This window comes from Allobosea sp. ASV33 (assembly GCF_016428755.1).
Classification (GTDB): Bacteria; Pseudomonadota; Alphaproteobacteria; order Rhizobiales; family Beijerinckiaceae; genus Allobosea.
The window spans coordinates 1-19,675 of record NZ_JAELTI010000100.1; the positions used below are offsets into that span (position 1 = coordinate 1).

22 protein-coding genes are annotated in these 19,675 nt (G+C 67.5%); 11 read left to right on the top strand and 11 right to left on the bottom strand.

The window, feature by feature from the left end:
* The coding region (locus JHD80_RS22385; RefSeq protein ID WP_248311723.1) for an AMP-binding protein at window positions 1-1,027 on the bottom strand (1,027 nt) is incomplete at its 3' end.
* Between the two features lie 97 nt (window positions 1,028-1,124).
* Here JHD80_RS22385 and JHD80_RS22390 point away from each other — a divergent pair.
* The 3 genes from JHD80_RS22390 (at window position 1,125) to JHD80_RS22400 (ending at window position 4,845) form a co-directional block, all read left to right on the top strand.
* A complete protein-coding gene (locus JHD80_RS22390) occupies window positions 1,125-2,021 on the top strand; it encodes a beta-keto acid cleavage family enzyme (RefSeq protein WP_349237325.1) in 897 nt (298 codons plus the stop codon).
* Window positions 2,018-3,247, top strand: coding sequence for a peptidase T (gene pepT / locus JHD80_RS22395; RefSeq protein ID WP_199091960.1), 1,230 nt, complete (start codon window positions 2,018-2,020; stop codon window positions 3,245-3,247). The genes JHD80_RS22390 and pepT overlap by 4 nt, the downstream gene beginning before the upstream one ends.
* Before the next feature lie 230 nt (window positions 3,248-3,477).
* Entirely contained in the window at window positions 3,478-4,845 is a 1,368-nt protein-coding gene (locus tag JHD80_RS22400; protein WP_199091962.1) for an ABC1 kinase family protein, read from the top strand.
* Between the two features lies 1 nt (window position 4,846).
* On the opposite strand, the gene JHD80_RS22405 is transcribed toward JHD80_RS22400, so the two are convergent.
* Window positions 4,847-5,050, bottom strand: coding sequence for a hypothetical protein (locus JHD80_RS22405; protein ID WP_199091964.1), 204 nt, complete (start codon window positions 5,048-5,050; stop codon window positions 4,847-4,849).
* A gap of 258 nt (window positions 5,051-5,308) precedes the next feature.
* Here JHD80_RS22405 and JHD80_RS22410 point away from each other — a divergent pair, with 258 nt between their 5' ends.
* Together JHD80_RS22410 and JHD80_RS22415 are read left to right on the top strand one after the other, a co-directional pair.
* Window positions 5,309-5,593, top strand: a complete 285-nt coding sequence (locus JHD80_RS22410; RefSeq protein ID WP_199091966.1) for an aa3-type cytochrome c oxidase subunit IV — start codon at window positions 5,309-5,311, stop codon at window positions 5,591-5,593.
* A gap of 160 nt (window positions 5,594-5,753) precedes the next feature.
* Window positions 5,754-6,632 carry an alpha/beta hydrolase gene (locus JHD80_RS22415; RefSeq protein ID WP_349237326.1) on the top strand — a complete coding sequence of 293 codons (879 nt, stop codon included), beginning with the start codon at window positions 5,754-5,756 and terminating at the stop codon, window positions 6,630-6,632.
* Window positions 6,633-6,652: 20 nt separating this feature from the next.
* Here the strand turns inward: JHD80_RS22415 and JHD80_RS22420 are convergent, their stop codons facing one another.
* The 5 genes from JHD80_RS22420 to JHD80_RS22440 all read right to left on the bottom strand — a co-directional run bounded on the left by JHD80_RS22420 (window position 6,653) and on the right by JHD80_RS22440 (window position 10,075).
* Window positions 6,653-7,507 carry a tetratricopeptide repeat protein gene (locus JHD80_RS22420; protein WP_248311724.1) on the bottom strand — a complete coding sequence of 285 codons (855 nt, stop codon included), beginning with the start codon at window positions 7,505-7,507 and terminating at the stop codon, window positions 6,653-6,655.
* A gap of 242 nt (window positions 7,508-7,749) precedes the next feature.
* Window positions 7,750-7,983 carry a 30S ribosomal protein S21 gene (gene rpsU, locus JHD80_RS22425; protein WP_047579559.1) on the bottom strand — a complete coding sequence of 78 codons (234 nt, stop codon included), beginning with the start codon at window positions 7,981-7,983 and terminating at the stop codon, window positions 7,750-7,752.
* A 170-nt stretch (window positions 7,984-8,153) separates the two neighbouring features.
* Window positions 8,154-9,260, bottom strand: coding sequence for a 5-(carboxyamino)imidazole ribonucleotide synthase (locus JHD80_RS22430; RefSeq protein WP_199091970.1), 1,107 nt, complete (start codon window positions 9,258-9,260; stop codon window positions 8,154-8,156).
* A complete protein-coding gene (purE, locus tag JHD80_RS22435; RefSeq protein WP_199091972.1) occupies window positions 9,257-9,757 on the bottom strand; it encodes a 5-(carboxyamino)imidazole ribonucleotide mutase in 501 nt (166 codons plus the stop codon). Before purE ends, JHD80_RS22430 begins: the two co-directional genes overlap by 4 nt.
* A 99-nt stretch (window positions 9,758-9,856) precedes the next feature.
* On the bottom strand, window positions 9,857-10,075 hold the full coding sequence (locus tag JHD80_RS22440) for a YdcH family protein (RefSeq protein ID WP_047580734.1): 219 nt from the start codon (window positions 10,073-10,075) through the stop codon (window positions 9,857-9,859).
* 229 nt (window positions 10,076-10,304) lie between these two features.
* Here JHD80_RS22440 and JHD80_RS22445 point away from each other — a divergent pair, with 229 nt between their 5' ends.
* From JHD80_RS22445 to JHD80_RS22455, 3 genes are all read left to right on the top strand, one after another.
* The gene (locus JHD80_RS22445) at window positions 10,305-10,493 is read left to right on the top strand and encodes a YdcH family protein (protein ID WP_199091974.1); all 189 of its coding nucleotides are present in this window, start codon (window positions 10,305-10,307) and stop codon (window positions 10,491-10,493) included.
* A 179-nt stretch (window positions 10,494-10,672) separates the two neighbouring features.
* Window positions 10,673-10,933 carry a GlsB/YeaQ/YmgE family stress response membrane protein gene (locus tag JHD80_RS22450; RefSeq protein ID WP_199091976.1) on the top strand — a complete coding sequence of 87 codons (261 nt, stop codon included), beginning with the start codon at window positions 10,673-10,675 and terminating at the stop codon, window positions 10,931-10,933.
* A gap of 76 nt (window positions 10,934-11,009) precedes the next feature.
* Window positions 11,010-11,516 (top strand): YidB family protein, encoded by a 507-nt coding sequence (locus tag JHD80_RS22455; protein ID WP_349237327.1) that lies wholly within the window; start codon window positions 11,010-11,012, stop codon window positions 11,514-11,516.
* 111 nt (window positions 11,517-11,627) lie between these two features.
* On the opposite strand, the gene JHD80_RS22460 is transcribed toward JHD80_RS22455, so the two are convergent.
* Together JHD80_RS22460 and JHD80_RS22465 are read right to left on the bottom strand one after the other, a co-directional pair.
* On the bottom strand, window positions 11,628-13,256 hold the full coding sequence (locus tag JHD80_RS22460) for an acyl-CoA synthetase (protein WP_199091978.1): 1,629 nt from the start codon (window positions 13,254-13,256) through the stop codon (window positions 11,628-11,630).
* 96 nt (window positions 13,257-13,352) lie between these two features.
* Entirely contained in the window at window positions 13,353-14,117 is a 765-nt protein-coding gene (locus tag JHD80_RS22465) for a sulfite exporter TauE/SafE family protein (RefSeq protein ID WP_199091980.1), read from the bottom strand.
* Between the two features lie 173 nt (window positions 14,118-14,290).
* On the opposite strand from JHD80_RS22465, the gene JHD80_RS22470 reads away from it, so the two are divergent.
* Window positions 14,291-16,228 carry a propionyl-CoA synthetase gene (locus JHD80_RS22470; protein WP_199091982.1) on the top strand — a complete coding sequence of 646 codons (1,938 nt, stop codon included), beginning with the start codon at window positions 14,291-14,293 and terminating at the stop codon, window positions 16,226-16,228.
* Window positions 16,229-16,348: 120 nt separating this feature from the next.
* On the opposite strand, the gene JHD80_RS22475 is transcribed toward JHD80_RS22470, so the two are convergent.
* Both JHD80_RS22475 and JHD80_RS22480 read right to left on the bottom strand, forming a co-directional pair.
* Window positions 16,349-17,080: a cell cycle transcriptional regulator TrcR gene (locus tag JHD80_RS22475; RefSeq protein ID WP_199091984.1), complete on the bottom strand. Its 732-nt coding sequence runs from the start codon at window positions 17,078-17,080 to the stop codon at window positions 16,349-16,351.
* Window positions 17,081-17,272: 192 nt separating this feature from the next.
* Entirely contained in the window at window positions 17,273-18,271 is a 999-nt protein-coding gene (locus tag JHD80_RS22480) for an NAD(P)H-quinone oxidoreductase (RefSeq protein WP_199091986.1), read from the bottom strand.
* A 93-nt stretch (window positions 18,272-18,364) separates the two neighbouring features.
* On the opposite strand from JHD80_RS22480, the gene JHD80_RS22485 reads away from it, so the two are divergent.
* Window positions 18,365-18,565 carry a DUF1192 domain-containing protein gene (locus JHD80_RS22485; protein WP_199091988.1) on the top strand — a complete coding sequence of 67 codons (201 nt, stop codon included), beginning with the start codon at window positions 18,365-18,367 and terminating at the stop codon, window positions 18,563-18,565.
* A gap of 358 nt (window positions 18,566-18,923) precedes the next feature.
* Window positions 18,924-19,475 carry a protease adaptor protein RcdA gene (gene rcdA, locus JHD80_RS22490; RefSeq protein ID WP_199091990.1) on the top strand — a complete coding sequence of 184 codons (552 nt, stop codon included), beginning with the start codon at window positions 18,924-18,926 and terminating at the stop codon, window positions 19,473-19,475.
* Window positions 19,476-19,675: the final 200 nt, after the last annotated feature.

Here is a 19,675-nt window from a genome sequence, read left to right on the forward strand (position 1 = left end):
CGGTCTGGCCGTAGAACTCGTTGACCGGGAAGCCGAAGGTCTCGCGGCTCCAGTCGAGCATATCGGCGCCGAGCGTCTCGCCGCCGGTGCCGATCGAGCGCATCGCATAGCCGAAGCGCCGGGGATCGCGCACCTGCCGCATCAGCTTCAGCGCTGTCGGCGGCAGGAAGGCGTTGCGGACCTTGTGGCGCGCCATCAACGCGAAGGCGGCCTCGGGATCGAATTTGCGGGCGCGCGATGCCAGCACCGGCACGCCGCAATAGAGGCTCGGCAGCAGCATATCGAGCAGGCCGCCGATCCAGGCCCAGTCGGCCGGGGTCCAGAACAGGTCGCCCGGCTGGGGGAAGAAGTCCTGCGGCAATTGCACGCCCGGCAGATGGCCGAGCAGGACGCGATGGGCATGCAGCGCGCCCTTAGGCTTTCCGGTGGTGCCGGAGGTGTAGATGATCACGGCCGGGTCGTCGACGCGCGTATCGGCTGCGGCGAATCGGTCTGAGGCCTTCGCCATCTCCGCCTCGAAATCGAGATGGCCGGCGCCGCCGACGACGAAGATCTTGCGCAGGTTCGGCAATGCGTCGCGGATCGCCTCGACCTTGCCGATATTCTCCGCGTCGGTAACGAGCACGCTGGCGCCGCTATGGCCGAGGCGGTGTTCCAGCGCCTCCGGCCCGAACAGGATGAAGAGCGGCAGGGCGATGGCGCCGAGCTTGTAGGCGCCGAGATGGGCGATCGCGGTCTGCGGCGATTGCGGCAGGAGGATGCCGACGCGTTCGCCCGGGCCGACGCCGTGAGCGTGGAGCAGGTTGGCGAAGCGATTCGAGGCGCGGGAGAGATCGTCGAAGGAGAGCGTCGCGAGCTTTCCCCCATCCTCCTCGAAGATCAGCGCGGGTTTGCCGGTCCCGTCGGCATGGGCGTCCGAGCAGGCCGTGCCGATATTGAAGCGCTCCGGGATGCGCCAGGCGAAGCGGCGCAGCGTGTCGTCATAGGTGGTGCCGCGTTCGAGCATGGCCCATTCCAGTTCTCGCATGCGTTTGCGCCGATCCTGCCCAGCCGGCCTGTGGGCTGACAAGCCCGAGCGGAGCAGCTTACGGTCTGCGTAAAATTGCGGGATGAGAGGAAACGCCGTGACAAAGCCGATCTGGGTCGAGGCCGCGATCAACGGCCCCTGGGGCAAGGAGCGCCAGCCCGGCATTCCCATCAGCATTCCCGATATCGTCGCGGACGGCATTGCCGCCGTGGAGGCGGGCGCGGCGATCGTGCATCTGCATGTCTACGACCTCGCCACCGGCCGGCAGCGCGACGATTGGGAGCTCTATGCGCAGGCGATCGAGGGCATCCGGGCCAAGGTCGACGCGATCGTCTATCCGACCATTCCGATTCTTGGGTCGGGCTATGCCGGCGACATGATCGGCTCCGGCCGCTACACCCATCTGGAGGAACTGGCGAAGCGCGGGCTTGCCGAATGGGGCGTGCTCGATCCCGGCTCGTGCAACTGGACGACCTTCGCCGGCATCCCGCAGGGCGAGGCCGGCTTCATCTATCAGAATCCCGGCGAGCATATCCGCGAGGGGATGGAGGTGGCGCAGCGCCACAAGGTCCATCCGAGCTATGCGATCTACGAGCCGGGCTTCACGCGGTTGGGGGCCGCGCTGGCCAAGGCCTATCCGGGCATGCCGATGCCGATCTACCGGCTGATGTTCTCGGAGGCTTTCGCCTGGGGCTTTCCGCCACGCGAATGGGCGCTGGAGGCGCATCTCAGGCTGCTGGCCGAGGATGCGCCCGAGGCGCCGGTGATGATCGCCGGGCTCGGCGTCGATCTCAGAGAGCTGATCGGCCCGGCCGTGGCGCGGGGCGTCCATGTCCGCGGCGGGCTGGAGGATGCGCCCTTCGGCTGCGACGAGACGAATCGTGAATTGATCGCGGACACCGTCCGCTTGGTCGAGGCGGCGGGCGGACGGCCCGCCAGCGCGGTCGAGGTGCGCGGCTGGCTGTCGCGACAGGCCAAGGGAGAGGCACAGTGAGCTTGCGCGACAAACTGCTTGAACGGTTCCTGCGCTATGTCGCGATCGAGAGCCAGAGCGACATGAAGGCGACGAGCCTGCCGAGCACGCCGGGCCAGCAGGAACTGGCGGCGCTGCTGGCGGAGGAGCTGCGCGCGCTCGGGCTGGAGAATGTCGTCATCGACGACAATGCCACGGTGACGGCGCTGAAGCGCGGTACGAAGCCGGGCGCGCCGCGCATCGGCTTCATCGCGCATGTCGATACGGTCGATGTCGGCCTGTCGCCGGTGGTCAAGGCGCAGGTGCTGCGCTTCGAGGGTCAGGATCTCTGCCTCAATGCGGAGAAGGACATCTGGCTGCGCGTCGCCGAGCATCCGGAGATTGCTCCCTACAAGGGCAACGAGATCGTCTTCAGCGACGGCACCAGCGTTCTCGGCGCCGACAACAAGGCGGCCGTCGCGATCGTGATGACGCTGCTGGCGGAATTGCGGCCCGAGGACGAACATGGCGACATCCTCGTCGCCTTCGTGCCGGACGAGGAGATCGGCCTGCGCGGTGCCAAGGCGCTCGATCTCGCCCGGTTCGACTGCGATTTCGCCTATACGATCGATAGCTGCGAGGTCGGCGAGGTCGTCTGGGAGAATTTCAACGCCGCTATGGCCGAGATCGTCTTCACCGGCGTCACCGCCCACCCGATGTCGGCGAAGGGCGTGCTGGTGAACCCGTTGATGATGGCGCAGGACTATATTGCCGCCTTCGACCGGGCGCAGACGCCGGAACATACCGCTGGCCGCGAGGGCTATACCTGGTTCCTCGAACTCGTCGCCACGCCGGCCGAAGCGGTGCTGCGGGCCAATATCCGCGATTTCGACAAGGCTTCCTTCGCGGCGCGGAAGCGCCGGATCGGCGAGGTCGCGGCCGAGATCGCCAATCGCTACCCGACCGGACGCGTCACCGCGGAGGTGACGGATGTCTACGGCAATATCGCCGACAGCCTGGGCGAAGACCGGCGCTCGGTCGATCTGCTGATGGCGGCGCTGTCCGAACTCCAGATCGCGCCGAAGCAGATCCCGATGCGCGGGGGTACGGACGGGGCGGCGCTTTCGGCGCGCGGCCTGCCGACGCCGAATTTCTTCACCGGCGCGCATAATTTCCACTCGCGCTTCGAATTCCTGCCGCTGCCGGCCTTCGAGACCTCCTACGAGGTCGCGCGACGCATCTGCCTGCTGGCGGGGCAGGGCGCCTAGCGCCACACGGTTGTCATTCCGGGGCGTGCCACAGGCACGAACGCGGAACCCACGACCGGGTGAGCGGCCTGGGACGGAGCATCAAATGTTTCACCCAGTCGTGGGTTCCGGGTTCTTCGCTTCGCGAAGCCCCGGAATGACAAGGAGGCGCCCCGCGCGGCTTGTCGCATTGGCGCAGGGCCGGCGAGCACCTACATGAGGCGGGCAGGAACAGCGAAAGCACGATCCGCATGTCCGAACGCGACGCCGAAGCCAACCGATTCTCCGCCCGCGCGGCGCGCTATGCCCGCGTCGGCGCCAATGTCGGCGGGGTCGCGGCCCGGATCGCGGGCGCCCGGCTCTTCGGCGTCGAGGGGCGCGACGCCACCAATGCCGAGGCGTTGGCGAAGGCGCTGGGCGGGCTGAAGGGGCCGATCATGAAGGTGGCGCAGCTCGTCGCCACCATTCCCGACGTCGTGCCGCCGGAATACGCCGCCGAATTGCAGAAGCTGCAATCGCAGGCGCCGCCGATGGGCGCGGCTTTCGTCAAGCGGCGCATGATGGCCGAGCTCGGCGCAAACTGGCGCGAGCGCTTCGGCGAATTCGACCTCAAGCCGGCGGCCGCTGCCTCATTGGGGCAGGTCCATCGCGCAACGACGCTGGAGGGCACGGCGCTCGCCTGCAAGCTGCAATATCCCGACATGGAATCGGCCGTCGAAGCCGATATCGCGCAGCTCGAGGTGCTGTTCTCGCTGCACCGGCGCATGGGCGCGGTGATCGACACCACCGAGATCGCCAAGGAGATTGGCGCCCGCATCCGCGAGGAACTCGACTATCTCCGCGAGGCCAAGCATGTCGCGCTCTATCAGGCGATCCTGTCGGATACGCCGGAGGTGCGCGTGCCGGCGCTGGAGCCGGCCCTGTCGACCCGGCGGCTGCTGACGATGCACTGGCTGGAAGGCAGCCCGATCCTCTCGCACAAGCAGGATGGGCAGGCGGTGCGCGACCGGATCTCGACCGCGATGTTCAAGGCCTGGTGGCGCCCGTTCAGCCATCACGGCGTGATCCATGGCGATCCGCATCTCGGGAACTACACGGTGTTCTCGGAAGGCGGCGAGCCGCAGGGCATCAATCTCCTCGACTATGGCTGCATCCGCATCTTCCCGGAGAGCTTCGTCGGCGGCGTGGTCGATCTCTACAAGGGCCTGCGCGATGGCGAGGAGGCCCGCGTCGTCCATGCCTACGAGATCTGGGGCTTCAAGGGGCTGACCAAGGAGCTCGTCGATACCCTGAACATCTGGGCGCGCTTCATCTACGGGCCGCTGCTGGAGGACCGGGTCAGGCGCATCGCCGAGGGCGTCAGCCCAGCCGAATACGGCCGCAAGCAGGCCTTCCAGGTGCATCAGGCGCTGAAAGCGCGCGGGCCGGTGACGGTGCCGCGCGAGTTCGTCTTTATGGACCGCGCCGCCATCGGGCTCGGCGGCGTCTTCCTGCATCTCGACGCCGAATTGAATTTTCACCGGCTGTTCGAGGCGGAGATCGAGGGATTCAGCGTGGAGGGCGTCGCCGAGCGGCAGGGCGCGGCGCTGGCGGCGGCGGGATTGAAGCCGGCGGGCTAACTTAGTCGCTATCCGATTCTATGAAATACGGGCCGCCGATACCGTCCATCCGATCGGACAAGCGGCGTTGCCATGCGGCGACATCCTCGTCGTCTCGCGTCGTCTGCTCTCGGGCCTCGGCGAACCAGCGCTTCGCCTTCTCGCGCAGGGCGGGATCGAGCGCCAGAAGATCGTCTTTCGCGGCTTGTTTCGTTCGATCGTCCACCGATCTCTCCGTTCAGTGTCCGGAGGATACCCGAATCCGCTGGGCAGCGCCCCGGTCGTTGCGGACTGGCGTTAACAGCTTCGGAACAGGGACGGGCAGCCGGAGGGCTCGATCGGACCGGCCATAGGGTTCCCTCTCGCATGGCGATGCGCCGTGGCGACATCCTGCTCCACGGCTGCTGCACGCTGCCGCGTTGCCCGTGCGTCGCGGGTGCGCTACAGGCATGGAAAGAGACCACGTCTTTCCAGGATCGAGACCATGGCCGACCACGCCCATTCCGCCGATACGCCCGCGATGGATTATGCCGAGCATGAGCGGACCTATGTCGGCTTCATTCATTTCGCCGAGGTCGGGACGGTCGCCTGCCTTGCCATCGTCGCGGCGCTCGCCGTCGGCGGCACCAAGCATGCCTGGGGCACGGCGCTGATCGGCACGCTGCTCGCGGTCATCGGAACTGGCGTCGGCATCGCTTCCCCCTCGATCGGCTGGCGCGCGCCGCTCGTCGCGCTCGTCCTGATGCTGCTCGGCCTCGTGCTGCTCTGAGCCTCGGGGCTTGAACGGCCTGCGCGGCGATGCGCGTGGCCGTTCCGGCTGAACGAGGCCGGCAAGGCTAAGACGCGTCGAGCGAGACCCGCTCCGTCATCGGATTGCTGCAAAGGGCCGGCTTGATCGCCGGCCCTTTCGCTTTCGGAACCTGCATCGCGTGACGATACTGCGGCGTCTGCTGAAACTGGTGCTGGCGGTGGCGCTGGCTGGCTATCTCGCCGGGCTGGCGATGCTCTATGCCCGGCAGCGGGAGATGGTGTTCCCGCGCGATCCGGCCAGGGCCGATATCGCCGCGGCCGGGCTGGCCGCGGCCGAGGAGGCGAGCGTGGCCACGGCCGATGGCGAGCGGCTGGTCGCCTGGGTGGTGCCGCCGCGGGCCGGCAAGCCGGTGCTGCTCTATTTCCACGGCAATGCCGGCAATCTCGGGCGGCCCGGGCGGGTGGAGCGTTTCAGGGGGCTAACGGAGGACGGCACGGGGCTCTTCGCCGTCAGCTATCGCGGCTATGGCGGCTCGTCCGGCACGCCGAGCGAGGAGGGGCTGCTGCAGGATGCGCGCGCCGCCTATGGCGCGGCTGCCCTGCGGTTCGGCGCCGGCCGGTTGATCGGTTATGGCGAGTCGCTCGGGACGGGCGTGGTGCTGAAGCTCGCGGCCGAGGTCCCGCTCCAGGCCGTGGTCCTGGAAGCGCCCTATCGCTCGACGCTGGCCGTGGCGCAGGGCCTCTACCCCTATCTGCCGCTCAGCCTGGCGATGAAGGACCAGTTCCGCTCCGACGAGATCATCGACCGGGTCAAGGTGCCGCTGCTGGTCCTGCATGGCGAGCGCGACCAGGTGATTCCCTTCGCCCAGGGGCAGGAGCTCTACGAGCTGGCGAACGCACCCAAGCGCTTCCTGCGTTTCCCGGCGGGGCGCCATACGGATCTGCTGCGCTACGGATCGATCGGCGAGGTCAGGCGCTTCCTTGCGGATGTCGCTTCCGGCGGCATCGCGGGGGCGGAAAGCCGGACGATCGGGGAGGCCGCCGGCGGGCGCTCCTGACAGGCCCATCCGGCGTCGGATCAGCTCCGGAAGAGGCCGCCGCCACCGCCACCGATGCGCGAGGAGCCGGCGCGGGCGATGGCGTTGTTGCCGTCCAGCGCGAGCGCGCGCTGATAGGCCTCGGAGGCCTCGGCCTTCTTGCCGAGCTTCTCGAAGGCGAAGCCGCGGCCGGCCCAGGCATCGGCATTGCGGTTGTCGACATTGAGCGCGGCGGTGAAATCCTCCTGCGCGGCATCGTATTTGCCGAGCGCGTTCAGGCTCTGGCCGCGGGCGATATAGGGCGGCGCGGTATAGGGATTGCGGTCGATCACCGAGTCGAAATCGGTGACGGCGTTCTGGTGCTGGCCTTCCTTCTGGTAGACGAGGCCGCGGGCATGGAAGGCTTCCGCCGATTCGGGATTGAGCCGGATCGCGGTGTTGAGGTCGGCGAGCGCCTGCTGGCTGTTGCCCTGCTGGCGCAGCAGGTTGGCGCGGGCGATATAGGCCGGCGCGTAGTTCGGATTGGCTGTGGTGGCGCGGTTGAAATCGGCCAGCGCCGAATCGGCGCGGCCGCTCTGGCGCAGCGCGAGGCCGCGATTCGTGTAGGCGGAGGCGAGGTTCGGATCGAGCTGGATCGCCTTGGTGAAATCCCCGATCGCATCCGAGAAGCGGCCGACGCGGGCATAGGCCGCGCCGCGGGTGTTGTAGGCGCCGGGATCGTTCGGGTTGCGCGAGATGACGTCGCTCAGCGAGCCGATATTGACGCTGGCATCGGCGGTGTCGCGCGTGTCGAGCTCGGCGACGGCCGGCTGGGAGCCGAGATTGGAGACCGTGTCGCAGCCCGCGAGCGCCAGCGCGATGCCGGCTGCGGCCAACCAGTTACTGCCTCGGATCATGCTCTGCCTCATCGGTTTCGTGCTTCGCCTGCCGCGATGCCCCCGATCCCCGGAGATGATCGGCCTTGCGGCCACCGCAGCGTGATCGCGCTCCCAACCGACAGCGCCTCGTGGAGAAAACGTCCGAAACCCGCCAAAACTTGGTTAACGACGTTCAAATGACGACGCGCCCGGAGCGGGCTCCAGGCGCGAATCGCTATCGGCCCTATCGTGGCAGCCCCGAAAAGGGCAGCCCGAAGGTCTCAGGGACGCTTGGGCTTCACCGGCGCGGGCAGGAGGCCCTCGCGCTGGAGCTTCTTGCGCTGGAGCTTGCGGGCGCGGCGCACGGCCTCGGCCGATTCGCGGGCGCGCTTCTCGGACGGCTTCTCGTAGTGACCACGAAGCTTCATCTCACGGAAGATGCCCTCGCGCTGCATCTTCTTCTTGAGGGCGCGGAGCGCCTGATCGACATTGTTGTCGCGAACGAGAACCTGCACGTGAAACGTCCGTCCTTAGCGGGTTGATCCAGAAATTGGGGCCGGCGGTGAGGCAAAGCCCACCGCGCGAAGATGGGTGCCGATAGCAGAATTCATTTCGCCTGTCCACGCCGCGATCCCTTGAAAATGCGGGGCCGCATGCAGTTCGGGCATGAGCGCGGGGCGAGCCGTCAAGCGCGCTCGTCCATGACGCGGGTGACATGGCCCATCTTGCGGCCGGGGCGGGCGTCGCGCTTGCCGTAGAGATGGAGATGCGCGCCGGGCTCGGCCAGCAATTCGCGCCAGCGCAGCGCGCTCGCGCCGATCAGATTCTCCATCTCGACGCGGCCACGCCGGGCAGTCGAGCCGAGCGGGAAGCCGCAAACGGCGCGGACATGCTGGTGGAACTGCGAGGTCTGCGCACCTTCGCTGGTCCAGTGCCCGGAATTATGGACGCGCGGGGCGATCTCGTTGACGACGACGCGCTCGGCCAGGCCGTCCTCTGCCTCCAGCACGAACATCTCGACGGCGAAGACGCCGACATAGCCGAGCGCCTCGCCGATGCGGCGGGCCGCGTCGATCGCCTGCAGCGACGCGCCCTCCGAGAGATTCGCGGGAATGCGGGTATAAGCGAGAATGTGGTCGCGATGCTCGTTCTCGCAGACGTCGAAGGCGGCGAAGGAGCCGTCGAGCCCGCGCGCCGCAACGACCGAGACCTCGCGCACGAAGGAGACGAAGCCTTCGAGGATCGCGGGGAAGCGGCCGATCGCTGCATGCGCCTCGGCGAGGTCGCTGCCCGGCGCGATCTTGACCTGGCCCTTGCCGTCATAGCCGAAACGGCGGGTCTTCAGCACCGATGGGCGGCCGAGCTCGGCGGCGGCGGCCTCGAGATCGGCCAGCGTGTCGACGGAGCGGAAGGGCGCGACGGCAAGGCCGAGCTCGGAGACGAAGCGCTTCTCGCTGAGCCGGTCCTGCGTCACCGCAAGCGCCCGCGCACCCGGATGGAGCGGCACGCGCGCGCCAAGGAAGGCGGCGGTTGCGGCCGGGACGTTCTCGAATTCGTAGGTGACGACGTCGACGGCGTCGGCGAAGCGGGCGAGCGCCTCCTCATCCTCGTATTCCGCGACGGTGTGGCGGGCCGCGACGTCGAAGGCCGGGCTGTCGGCCTCGGGCGCGAAGATATGGCAGCGGATGCCGAGATCGGCGGCGGCGAGCGCCATCATCCGGGCAAGCTGGCCGCCGCCGAGGATGCCGAGCGTGGCGCCGGGCGCGAGGCCGGTCGGAACGGGAGGGTTCATGCGTCGTCCCGGTTGGGGCGCTCGGCGATTCCGGCGCTCTGGCGGGCGCGATAGGCGTCGAGCCGCTCGGCCAAGCCGGCATCGGAGAGGGCGAGGACGGCGGCGGCGAGGAGGGCGGCGTTGACCGCACCGGCCCGGCCGATCGCAAGCGTGCCGACCGGGATGCCGGCCGGCATCTGCACGATCGAGAGCAGGCTGTCCTGCCCGGAGAGGGCTTTGGATTCGACGGGCACGCCGAAGACCGGCAGAGGCGTCAGCGAGGCGGTCATGCCCGGCAGATGCGCCGCGCCGCCGGCCCCGGCGATGACGACCTTGAAGCCTTCGGCCTTGGCGCTCTTGGCGAAGTCGAACAGCCGCTCCGGCGTGCGGTGGGCCGAAACGATGCGCGCATCATAGGGGATGGCGAGGGCGTCGAGCGCCTCGGCCGCATGACGCATCGTCGCCCAGTCGGACTGGCTGCCCATGATGATGGCGACGGGGGGGCTGCTGGCTGCCATGGAATGCGCTCGGGCTCGGCTCCGGAAGCGCGCGATCTAGACCGGCCGGTGCCGGAGAAGCAAGGGCGAATCGGCTTCAGGCCGCCGGAAAACGCTGCGTCAGGCGATGATATCGGGCGTCAGCGCGTCCTCGATCTGGGAGATGCGGTCCTTGAGGTAGAGCTTGCGCTTCTTCAGGCGCTGGACCTGGACCTGGTTGATCGAGCCGACGCGCTCCAGCGCGTCGATGGCGCTGTCCAGGTCGCGATGCTCCTCGCGCAGCCGCGCGAGCTCCGAGGTGAAGGTCTCGACCTCTTCCGGGCTGAGCTCGAATCCCATGGGCATCTCATCATCGCCTTGATCGGGGGCGACTATGCGCGTGCTGCCCTGAGTCCCGCAAGTGCGGGCGGGGCGGCTGAAGGCATGGGGAAGCCATCTATTCACGGCTTTCCGGAAACGGACCGGTCACGATCACAGAATCTCATGAATGCCGTGTGACGGCACGGGGAAGACGTGAAGCCGGCTCTATGCCAGATTGGGACGTCAACCGCTCATCAGGAGGATCCAGATGTCGTTGCAGACCCGTCTTGCGGAACTCGAGCGCAAGCACCGTCAGCTTGAGGATGCCATCGCCCAGGCTGTGGCGAGCCCGTCCTCAAGCGACCTCAGCCTCGCAGAGCTGAAGCGGAAGAAGTTGCAACTGAAGGATGAGATCGAACGCGTACGGATGACTATACCGGAGCGAACCTTGCATTGAGCCAGCGGGCCGAATGGCCCGTCGATTGCTACGAGATGCGGATGAACCGGCCCGAAAGGGCCGGTTTTTCGTTGGCGGGCCGTTGGAAACGCTTGGTCAACGGAATGACACAAATCAGGGGGAACTTCTGTCGCGATGGCCGGTTGAGGCCGGGCGCGCACCGCGCGGGGGAGATAGTCATGGGCATCGTCTGGACCATCATCATCGGTTTCGTCGCCGGCGTCGTCGCCAAGTTCATCATGCCGGGCTCGAACGAGCCCTCCGGCTTCATCCTGACGACCATTCTCGGGATCATCGGGGCTTTCGTCGCAACCTATCTCGGCCAGTCGCTCGGCTGGTACGCGCCGGGCCAGGGCGCCGGGCTGATCGGCGCGGTTGTCGGCGCCATTATCGTGCTCGTCGTCTGGGGCGCGATCGCCGGCCGCAACCGCGCGGTCTGACCTTGAGCTTTCCGCACCGGCCCGAACTCATAATTGCCTTTCGGGCCGGTCCTTTCTCCCAGATGGAGTGATTGCCGTGAGTGACGACAACAGCAGCAGCGGCTTTCCGTCCCTGACCGCCCTTCTCGGGCTCGTCGCGGTCGCGGGCTTTCAGAATCGCGACAAGATCGCGGAATGGCTCGGTGGGCACAGCCAGCCGCAGCCCGGGCAGGTGCCGGCTCCGCAGCCGGGCCAGGCCGGCACCGCGCCGCAGGGCGATGGCGGCGGGCTTCTCGGCAGTCTTGGCGGCCTGCTCGGCGCCGGCGGCATCGGCAGCGTACTGAACGGCGGGCTCGGCGAGCTTTCCGACCGGTTCCGGCAGGCGGGGCAGGGCGACAAGGTCGATTCCTGGGTGCAGCACGGCCCCAACCAGAATGTTGGGCCCGGCGATCTCGAACAGGCGCTCGGCCCGCAGGTGATCGACGCGATCGCGCAGCGGACGGGCCTGTCGCGGGACGAGTTGCTCGACCGGCTGTCGCAGGTTCTGCCTGAGGCGGTCGACCGCTTCACCCCGAACGGGCGGATCGATCGCGCCGGGGCTTGAGGGCACTGCCGTCATTCTCGGGCGAAGCGCAGCTTCGACCCGAGAATCTCAGGACAAAGAAGACACTGGTTTCCGAGATGCTCAGGTCAAGCCCGAGCATGACGCGCGGGTTCAGAGCGCCCGCGCCATCTCGCGCAGACGGAATTTCTGGATCTTGCCGGTCGAGGTCTTCGGCACTTCGGCGAAGACGATCGTGCGCGGGCATTTGAACGACGCGAGATGCTCGCGGCACCAGGCGATGATCTCGGCCTCCGTCGCGGTCCTGCCCGGTTTCAATTCGATGAAGGCGCAGGGCGTCTCGCCCCATTTCGCGTCGGGGCGGGCGACGACGGCCGCTGCCTGCACGGCCGGATGCTTGTAGAGCGCGTCCTCGACCTCGATGGAGGAGATGTTCTCGCCGCCGGAGATGATGATGTCCTTCGAGCGGTCCTTGAGTTGGATATAGCCGTCGGGATAGCGCACGCCGAGATCGCCGGTGTGGAACCAGCCCCCGGCGAAGGCGGCCTCGGTCGATTTCCGATTGCCGAGATAGCCCTTCATCACGACATTGCCGCGCATCATCACCTCGCCGAGCGTCTGGCCGTCGCGCGGAACCGGCTGCATCGTCTCGGGATCGAGCACGTCGAGGCCTTCCAGCGCCGGATAGCGCACGCCCTGGCGGGCCTTCTTTGCGGCCTGCTCGGCCGGGGAGAGAGCGTTCCAGTCGTCGTTCCAGTCGTTGACGACGGAGGGGCCGTAGCACTCGGTCAGCCCGTAGAGATGCGTCACCTCGAAGCCGGCCTGCTTCATGCCGGCGAGCACGGCTTCCGGGGGCGGGGCGGCGGCGGTGAAGAAGGAGACCGTCTGCGGGAAATCGCGGCGCTCCTCGGTGGAGGCGTTGAGCAGCGTCGACATCACGATCGGCGCGCCGCAGAGATGGGTCACGCCATGGTTGGCCAGCGCATCGTACATCGCCTTGGCGCGGACCTGGCGCAGGCAGACATGCGTGCCGGCGACGATCGAGATCGTCCAGGGGAAGCACCAGCCGTTGCAGTGGAACATCGGCAGCGTCCAGAGATAGACGGGGTGCCGGCCCAGATTGCCGGTTATGACGTTCGAGGTCGCCAGCAGGTTGGCGCCGCGATGGTGATAGACCACGCCCTTGGGGTCGCCGGTGGTGCCGGAGGTGTAGTTCAGCGCGATCGCGTCCCACTCGTCCGACGGCATCAGCCAGTCGAAATCCGGATCGCCCGAGGCGATGAAATCCTCGTACGCGATCTGGCCCAGCCGCTCGCCGGGGCCGTCATAGACGGGGTCGTCATAGTCGATGACGATCGGCTTCGCCTTGCAGAGCGCCAGCGCCGCCTTGATCGTCCCGGAGAATTCGCGGTCGGTGATCAGCACCTTCGCGCCGCCGTGGTCGAGCGAGAAGGCGATGATCGCGGCATCGAGCCTTGTGTTCAGCGTGTTCAGCACCGCGCCGGCCATCGGCACCCCGTAATGGCATTCGAGCATGGCCGGCGTGTTCGGCAGCATCGCTGCGACCGTGTCGTTCTTGCCGATGCCGTGCTTCGCCAAAGCCGAGGCAAGGCGGCGCGAGCGGGCATAGAACTCCGCATAGGAACGCCGGATCGGGCCGTGGATGATCGCCGTGCGGTCGGGGAAGACCGAGGCCGCACGCTCCAGGAAGGCCAGCGGCGTCAGCGGCTGGTAGTTCGCAGGATTGCGGTCGAGATCGGTATCATAGGCCGAACGTGTCATCGGGAGCCTTCCTCGCAAGCGCAGGAAGCCTTAGCGGCTGCCGCGCGCTCGGGTAATCCATCCCTTTTTCCGATGCGGCGCAATCGCGCGGGGCGTTCAGCCGAGAAGATGCAGGTCGCGGACGCCGTCATAGACGAGCTTCGCGCCGACCAGCAGTAGGAGCCAGTAGACGATGCCGTAGAACCGCTCGGCCGGAACCCGCCGCACCAGCCAGACGCCGGCGAAGGTCGCGGCGATCGCGAAAGGCAGGAGTGCGGCGGAGGCCATCAGGTTCTGGCCGTTGAGCTGGCCGAGCGCGAGATAGGGCACGAGCTTCACCAGGTTCATCGCGGCGAAGAAGATCGCGCCGGTGCCGACGAAGATCGCGGGCTTCAGCTTCTGCGGCATGACATAGATCTGGAAAGGCGGGCCGCCGGCATGGGCGACCATGCTGGTGAAGCCGCAGAGGAAGCCCCAGAGGCTGCCGGCGCTCCAGTTCGCCTGCGTGGCGACGGCGGGCTTCCGGCCGTCGCTCAGCATGCGGCGCAAGGCGAAGCCGACCGAGATCAGCCCGACTGCGAGCACGACCGCTGCATCCGAGACCTTCGCCGCGAGCAGATAGCCGACGAGGATGCCGAGCAGGGCGCCCGGCGCCAGCGTCGCGAGGTTGCGGCGGTCGAAATCGCGCCGGTAGGACCAGACTGAGACGACGTCCTGCGCGATCAGGAGCGGCAGCATGATCGCCGCTGCCGTGACCGGCGAGACGACCAATGCCATCAGCGGCAGGGAGAGCAGGCCGAGCCCGGAGAAGCCGCCCTTGGCCAGGCCGGTCAGGACGACGGCCGGCACCATGGCGGCGAAGAAGAGCAGGTCGAAGGGCATGTGGTGCTGCGTCGCAGGGCGGGAAAATGCGGGGCGGGATCGGCGAAAGTCTTAAGGCTGCGCGCTTGCGTCGGGCGCGGGGAAGAGCGCAGGGTTCGCGCAAAGCCAGCCCCGCCATCGCCGGCTCGCTCACGGGGCTTTAGGCTGAAAGCGGGCGCAGAGGAACGCTTCCGATGAATGGCTCCCATGCGGCGCCCGCGCCCGCCCGCTCCGAAGGCTATCGCGAGACCTATGCCCGCTGGCAGGCCGATCCGGATGCCTATTGGCTCGACATGGCCAGGGCGATCGACTGGATCAAGCCGCCGGTGAAAGCTTTCGATCCGGCAGCCGGCATCTACGGCCGCTGGTTCCCGGACGCGACCTGCAACACCTGCTTCAACGCGCTCGACCGGCATGTCCGCGACGGGCGCGGCGAGCAGGTCGCGCTGATCCATGACAGCCCGGTCACCGGGACCAAGGCGAGCTACACCTACGCGCAGATGCTGGAGGAGGTGGCGACGCTCGCTGCCGCCCTGCAGGATCTCGGCGTCGGCAAGGGCGACCGCGTCATCATCTACATGCCGATGGTGCCGGAAGCCGCTTTCGCGATGCTCGCCTGCGCGCGGATCGGCGCGGTGCATTCGGTGGTGTTCGGCGGCTTCGCGGCCAAGGAGCTGGCGACGCGCATCGACGATGCCGAGCCGAAGGTGATCCTGACCGCGACCTGCGGCATCGAGCCGACGCGCGTGGTCGAATACAAGCCGCTGCTCGACGGCGCGATCGAGATGGCCCGGCACAAGCCGCAGGCCTGCGTCGTGCTGCAGAGGCCCCAGGCCGATGCCTCGATGCATGTGACCCGCGACAAGAACTGGCGCACGCTGGTCGCCGCCGCGAAGGCCGCCGGGCGCAAGGCGGAGTGTGTCGAGGTCGCCGCCACCGACCCGCTCTACATCCTCTACACTTCCGGCACGACGGGGCGGCCCAAGGGCGTGGTGCGCGACAATGGCGGGCACATGGTCGTGCTCAAGGCGACGATGGACCAGCTCTTCGATGTCGGGCCGGGGGAGGTGATGTTCTGCGCCTCCGATGTCGGCTGGGTCGTCGGCCACGGCTATATCGTCTATGCGCCGCTGATCCAGGGTGCGACCAGCGTGCTCTACGAGGGCAAGCCGGTCGGCACGCCCGATCCCGGCGCCTTCTGGCGCGTGATCGCCGAGCATGGGGTCAAGGTGCTGTTCACGGCCCCGACCGCCTTCCGCGCCATCCGCAAGGAAGACCCGGAGGGTAAGCACCTCGCCGGGCACGATCTCTCGCGCTTCAGGGCGCTGTTCCTCGCCGGCGAGCGGGCCGATCCCGAGACGCTGAAATGGGCCGAGACGATGCTCGGGGTGCCCGTCATCGACCATTGGTGGCAGACCGAGAGCGGCTCGCCGATCGTCGGCGATCCCATGGGGCTCGGCCTGCTGCCGGTGAAGCATGGTTCGCCGACCGTGCCGCTGCCGGGCTGGGACGTGCAATGCCTCGACGAGGGCGGGCGGCCGGTCGAAGCCGGCAAGATGGGCGCGATCGTGCTGAAGCTGCCGCTGCCACCGGGCGCGCTGCCGACGTTGTGGAACGACGATGCGCGCTTCAAGGAAGCGTATCTCACGACCTATCCGGGCTTCTACAACACCTCGGACGCCGGTTTCATCGATGCGGACGGCTATGTCTTCATCATGGGGCGTACCGACGACATCATCAATGTCGCCGGCCACCGGCTCTCGACCGGCGGGATGGAAGAGGTGCTGGCGGCGCATCCGGCCGTGGCGGAATGCGCGGTGGTCGGCATCCGCGACGCGCTCAAGGGCGAGCAGCCCTGCGGCTTCGTCGTGCTGAAGGCGGGAGCGACCGTGACGCCCGAGCAGGTCGAGAAGGAGTTGGTCGCGCTGGTGCGCGAGCGGATCGGGCCGGTCGCGGCGTTCAAGCTCGCGTTGACGGTCGCCAGGCTGCCGAAGACGCGCTCCGGCAAGATCCTGCGAGCGACGATGAAGAAGATTGCCGATGGCGAGGACTATGCCGTGCCGGCGACGATCGAGGATATGGCCGTGCTCGGCGAGATCGGCACGGCGCTGAAGGGCAGGGGGATCGGATAGTTCCCGTCCATGCCGTCATTCTCGGGCGAAGCGAAGCTTCGACCCGAGAAACTCAAGGCGAGTGGGCGCTGGTTTCCGAGATGCTCGGGTCAAGCCCGAGCATGACGGCTAGCGAGAGCCTCAGCCCTCGTCGTCCTCGTCTTCGGCCGGACGCTTGAGCTGCTTCAGCTTGGCGAAGACGGAATCGACGTCGATCGCAGCTTCCTCCTCGCGCTTCGGCCGGCTCATGTCGGCGAAGGGCTGGCTCTCGTTGCGCGGGGGCTCCGGCGCGATCGCCTCTTCCACCGTGAGCAGGGTCGAGCCGGCCTCGGCCAGCGCGGCCGGGCGGTCCTTGGCGGCGCGGCCGACTTCGAAATCGAGGTCGATCTGCGAGCACAGGCCCAGGCTGACCGGGTCGATCGGGGTGAGCTGCTGGGCGTTCCAGTGCGTGCGGTCGCGGATCTGCGCGATGGTCGACTTGGTGGTGCCGATCAGGCGGATGATCTGCGCATCCTTGAGCTCGGGATGGTTGCGCAGCAGCCAGAGGATGGCGTTCGGGCGGTCCTGGCGCTTCGAGACCGGGGTGTAGCGCGGGCCCTTGGTGCGCTTGATCTCCGGCACCTTCACCTTGCGCTCGGCGAGCTTGAGGTGATGGCTCGGGTTCTTGGCGGCGCGCTCCAGCTCCTCGCGGGTGAGCTGGCCGGAGGTGATCGGGTCGAGGCCCTTGATGCCGGCGGCGACTTCGCCGTCCGCGATGCCGCGCACCTCGAGCGGGTGCAGCTTGCAGAACTCGGCGATCTGCTCGAAGGTCAGCGAGGTGTTCTCGACCAGCCAGACCGCGGTGGCCTTGGGCATCAGCGGGGTTTGTGACACGGGGACGGTCTCCTCTTCGCCTTCGCGCCGCCGCTGGCTGGGGCTCTCAAAGGCAGGGTCGCGGACAATAGCTCTCATGCGCCGACCGGCCTCCCCGGCCGGCCATCCAAATCATCGACGATGAGCAGGATGGCGCGCCTTATAGGCGAGGGCAGGGCAAGTGTCCATGAAAAGCAGCGTGATCGAAGCCGGTCAGACCGTCAGCACGATCTTGCCGATATGGGCGCTCGACTCCATCAGGCGATGGGCCTCGGCCGCCTGCGCCAGCGGGAATGTCGCATGGATCAGCGGCTTGCATCGCCCGGCCTCCAGCAGCGGCCAGACCTTTGCGTGCAGCTCGGCGGCGATGGCGGCCTTCTCGGGCACGGTGCGCGGGCGCAGGGTCGAGCCGGTATGGGTCAGGCGCTTCAGCATCAGGCGGCTAAAATTCACCGTGGCCTTGGGGCCGTTGAGGAAGGCAATCTGGACGATGCGTCCCTGATCGGCGGCGAGCTCGTAGTTGCGGTCGATATAGTCGCCGCCGACCATGTCGAGGATCAGGTCGGTGCCGCGCCCGCCGGTCATGGCCTTCGCGGCTGCGACGAAATCCTCGGTACGGTAGTTGATGGCGTGGTCGGCGCCGAGCTCGCGGCAGGCGGCGCATTTGTCTTCGGAGCCTGCGGTCGCGATGACCGTCGCGCCGAAGGCCTTGGCGAGCTGGATCGCCGTGGTGCCGATGCCGGACGAGCCGCCATGGACGAGAAAGCTCTCGCCGGCCTGCAGGCGGCCACGCTGGAAGACATTGGTCCAGACCGTGAAGAAGGTCTCCGGGATCGCCCCAGCCTCGGTCAGCGTCAGGCCCTTGGGGGCGGGCAGGGCGTTGCTCTCGTCGACCACGGCATAATCCGCATAGCCGCCGCCGGCGACGAGGGCGCAGACGGTCGCGCCGATCGCGAAGCGATTGGCGCCTTCGCCTTGCGCCACCACCGTGCCGGCGAATTCGAGGCCGGGGATGTCGGAGGCGCCGGGCGGCGGGTTGTAGCCGCCTTGGCGCTGGAGGACGTCGGGGCGGTTGACGCCGGCCGCCGCGACGGCGACGAGGATCTGGCCCGGGCCGGGCTTGGGGACCGGGCGCGTCTCCGGCCGGAGGACATCGGGGCCGCCGGGCGCCGCCATGCCGATCGCCGTCATCGTCTCGGGAATGCTCGTCATGGCCGTGATCCTCTGGATTGGTGCGTCGCAGCGTGACTGCGTTCGAAACTTGGGTAGCGTGCCGCGCGCAGTTTGAGCAGATGCGAGGCCGCCATGTCGATATTCCCGGAGGACGACCGCCCCAAGCCGAAAAGCGCGCACGAGATCGGGCAGGACCTGTCGATGCTGTCACTGGCCGAGATCGACGAGCGCATCGCCGCGCTCAAGAGCGAGATCGAGCGGCTGAGCGAGGCGCGGGCGCGCAAGGACGCCTCGCGCTCGGCGGCGGATGCGTTCTTCCGCAAGCCGGCTTGAAAAGCGTCAAAAAGAAACGCCCGTTTACCGGGCGTTAATGATTCCAAAGTATGAATCGCATCATCCAGTTTGTCTGGATGTCGAGTGGCTCCTGCCCACTCTGTTTGACGCCTCCCTGTTGACCTTCGAGCCGCCTTTGGCGGCTCTTTTTTTGTCTTGAGCGTTCCCCTGCGTCCGGCCGGTCGCGATGTCCTGTGGACCCGCCTGCCTTGTTGTCGCCACAGCGGTTTAGCCTCGTTAAGGTTAACGGCACCTTACCGGCGCTGGAAACCATGATCGGCGCTATCCTTGCGACATCGGCGACCATATCCGTGACGCGTTCCAGAGGCGCACGGGTTTGTGCCGATGGGAGACATCCATGAACGACGCCCAGTTGCTCGATCCGCAGACGGAAGAGGGCGCGATTTCCTTCGCACGGGGTTTCGTGCGCTCCGATGCCTTCATGCTGCTGTTTCGCGAGGGCATGGGGCTGGTCGAGCAGACGGCGAGCTATCTCGACGGGGACGGGCGCAAGGACTCTGCTGCCCTGCCGCGCGAGGCTTCGCTGACCTATGCCACCGAGAGCATGCGCCTGACGACGCGTCTGATGCAGATCGCCTCCTGGCTGCTGGTGCAGCGGGCCGTGGCGGAAGGCGAGCTCACGGCCGAGCAGGCCCGCACCGAGCATAACAAGGTCAAGATCGGCGATCCGATGCCGGCGCCGGCCGCGCATATCGTCGCCCAACTGCCGGACCGGCTGCGCGACCTGATGGCGCATTCCTTCCGGCTGCAGGAGCGGATCCGCCATCTCGAGGGCCAGATGTCGGGTGAGGCGCCGGTGCGGGAGCGCGTGAATCCCGTCTTGAACCAGCTCGCCAGCCTGGAAGCGCGGCTGGGCTTCGGGCGCTTAACAGCGTCTTCGAAGGGCTGACGTCATTCTCGGGCGGAGCGAAGCGCAGACCCGAGAATCTCAGGCCTAATGGGGCGTCTCTCCTTCCTGAGATGCTCGGGGCAAGCCCGAGCATGACGGAGCGAGAAACGAAAACAAAAAAACCCGGCCGCGAGGCCGGGTTTTTTGTTCGAGATCAATGACGGCGGCGCCGGAGCGCCGCAGCATCACTTCTTGCCGAT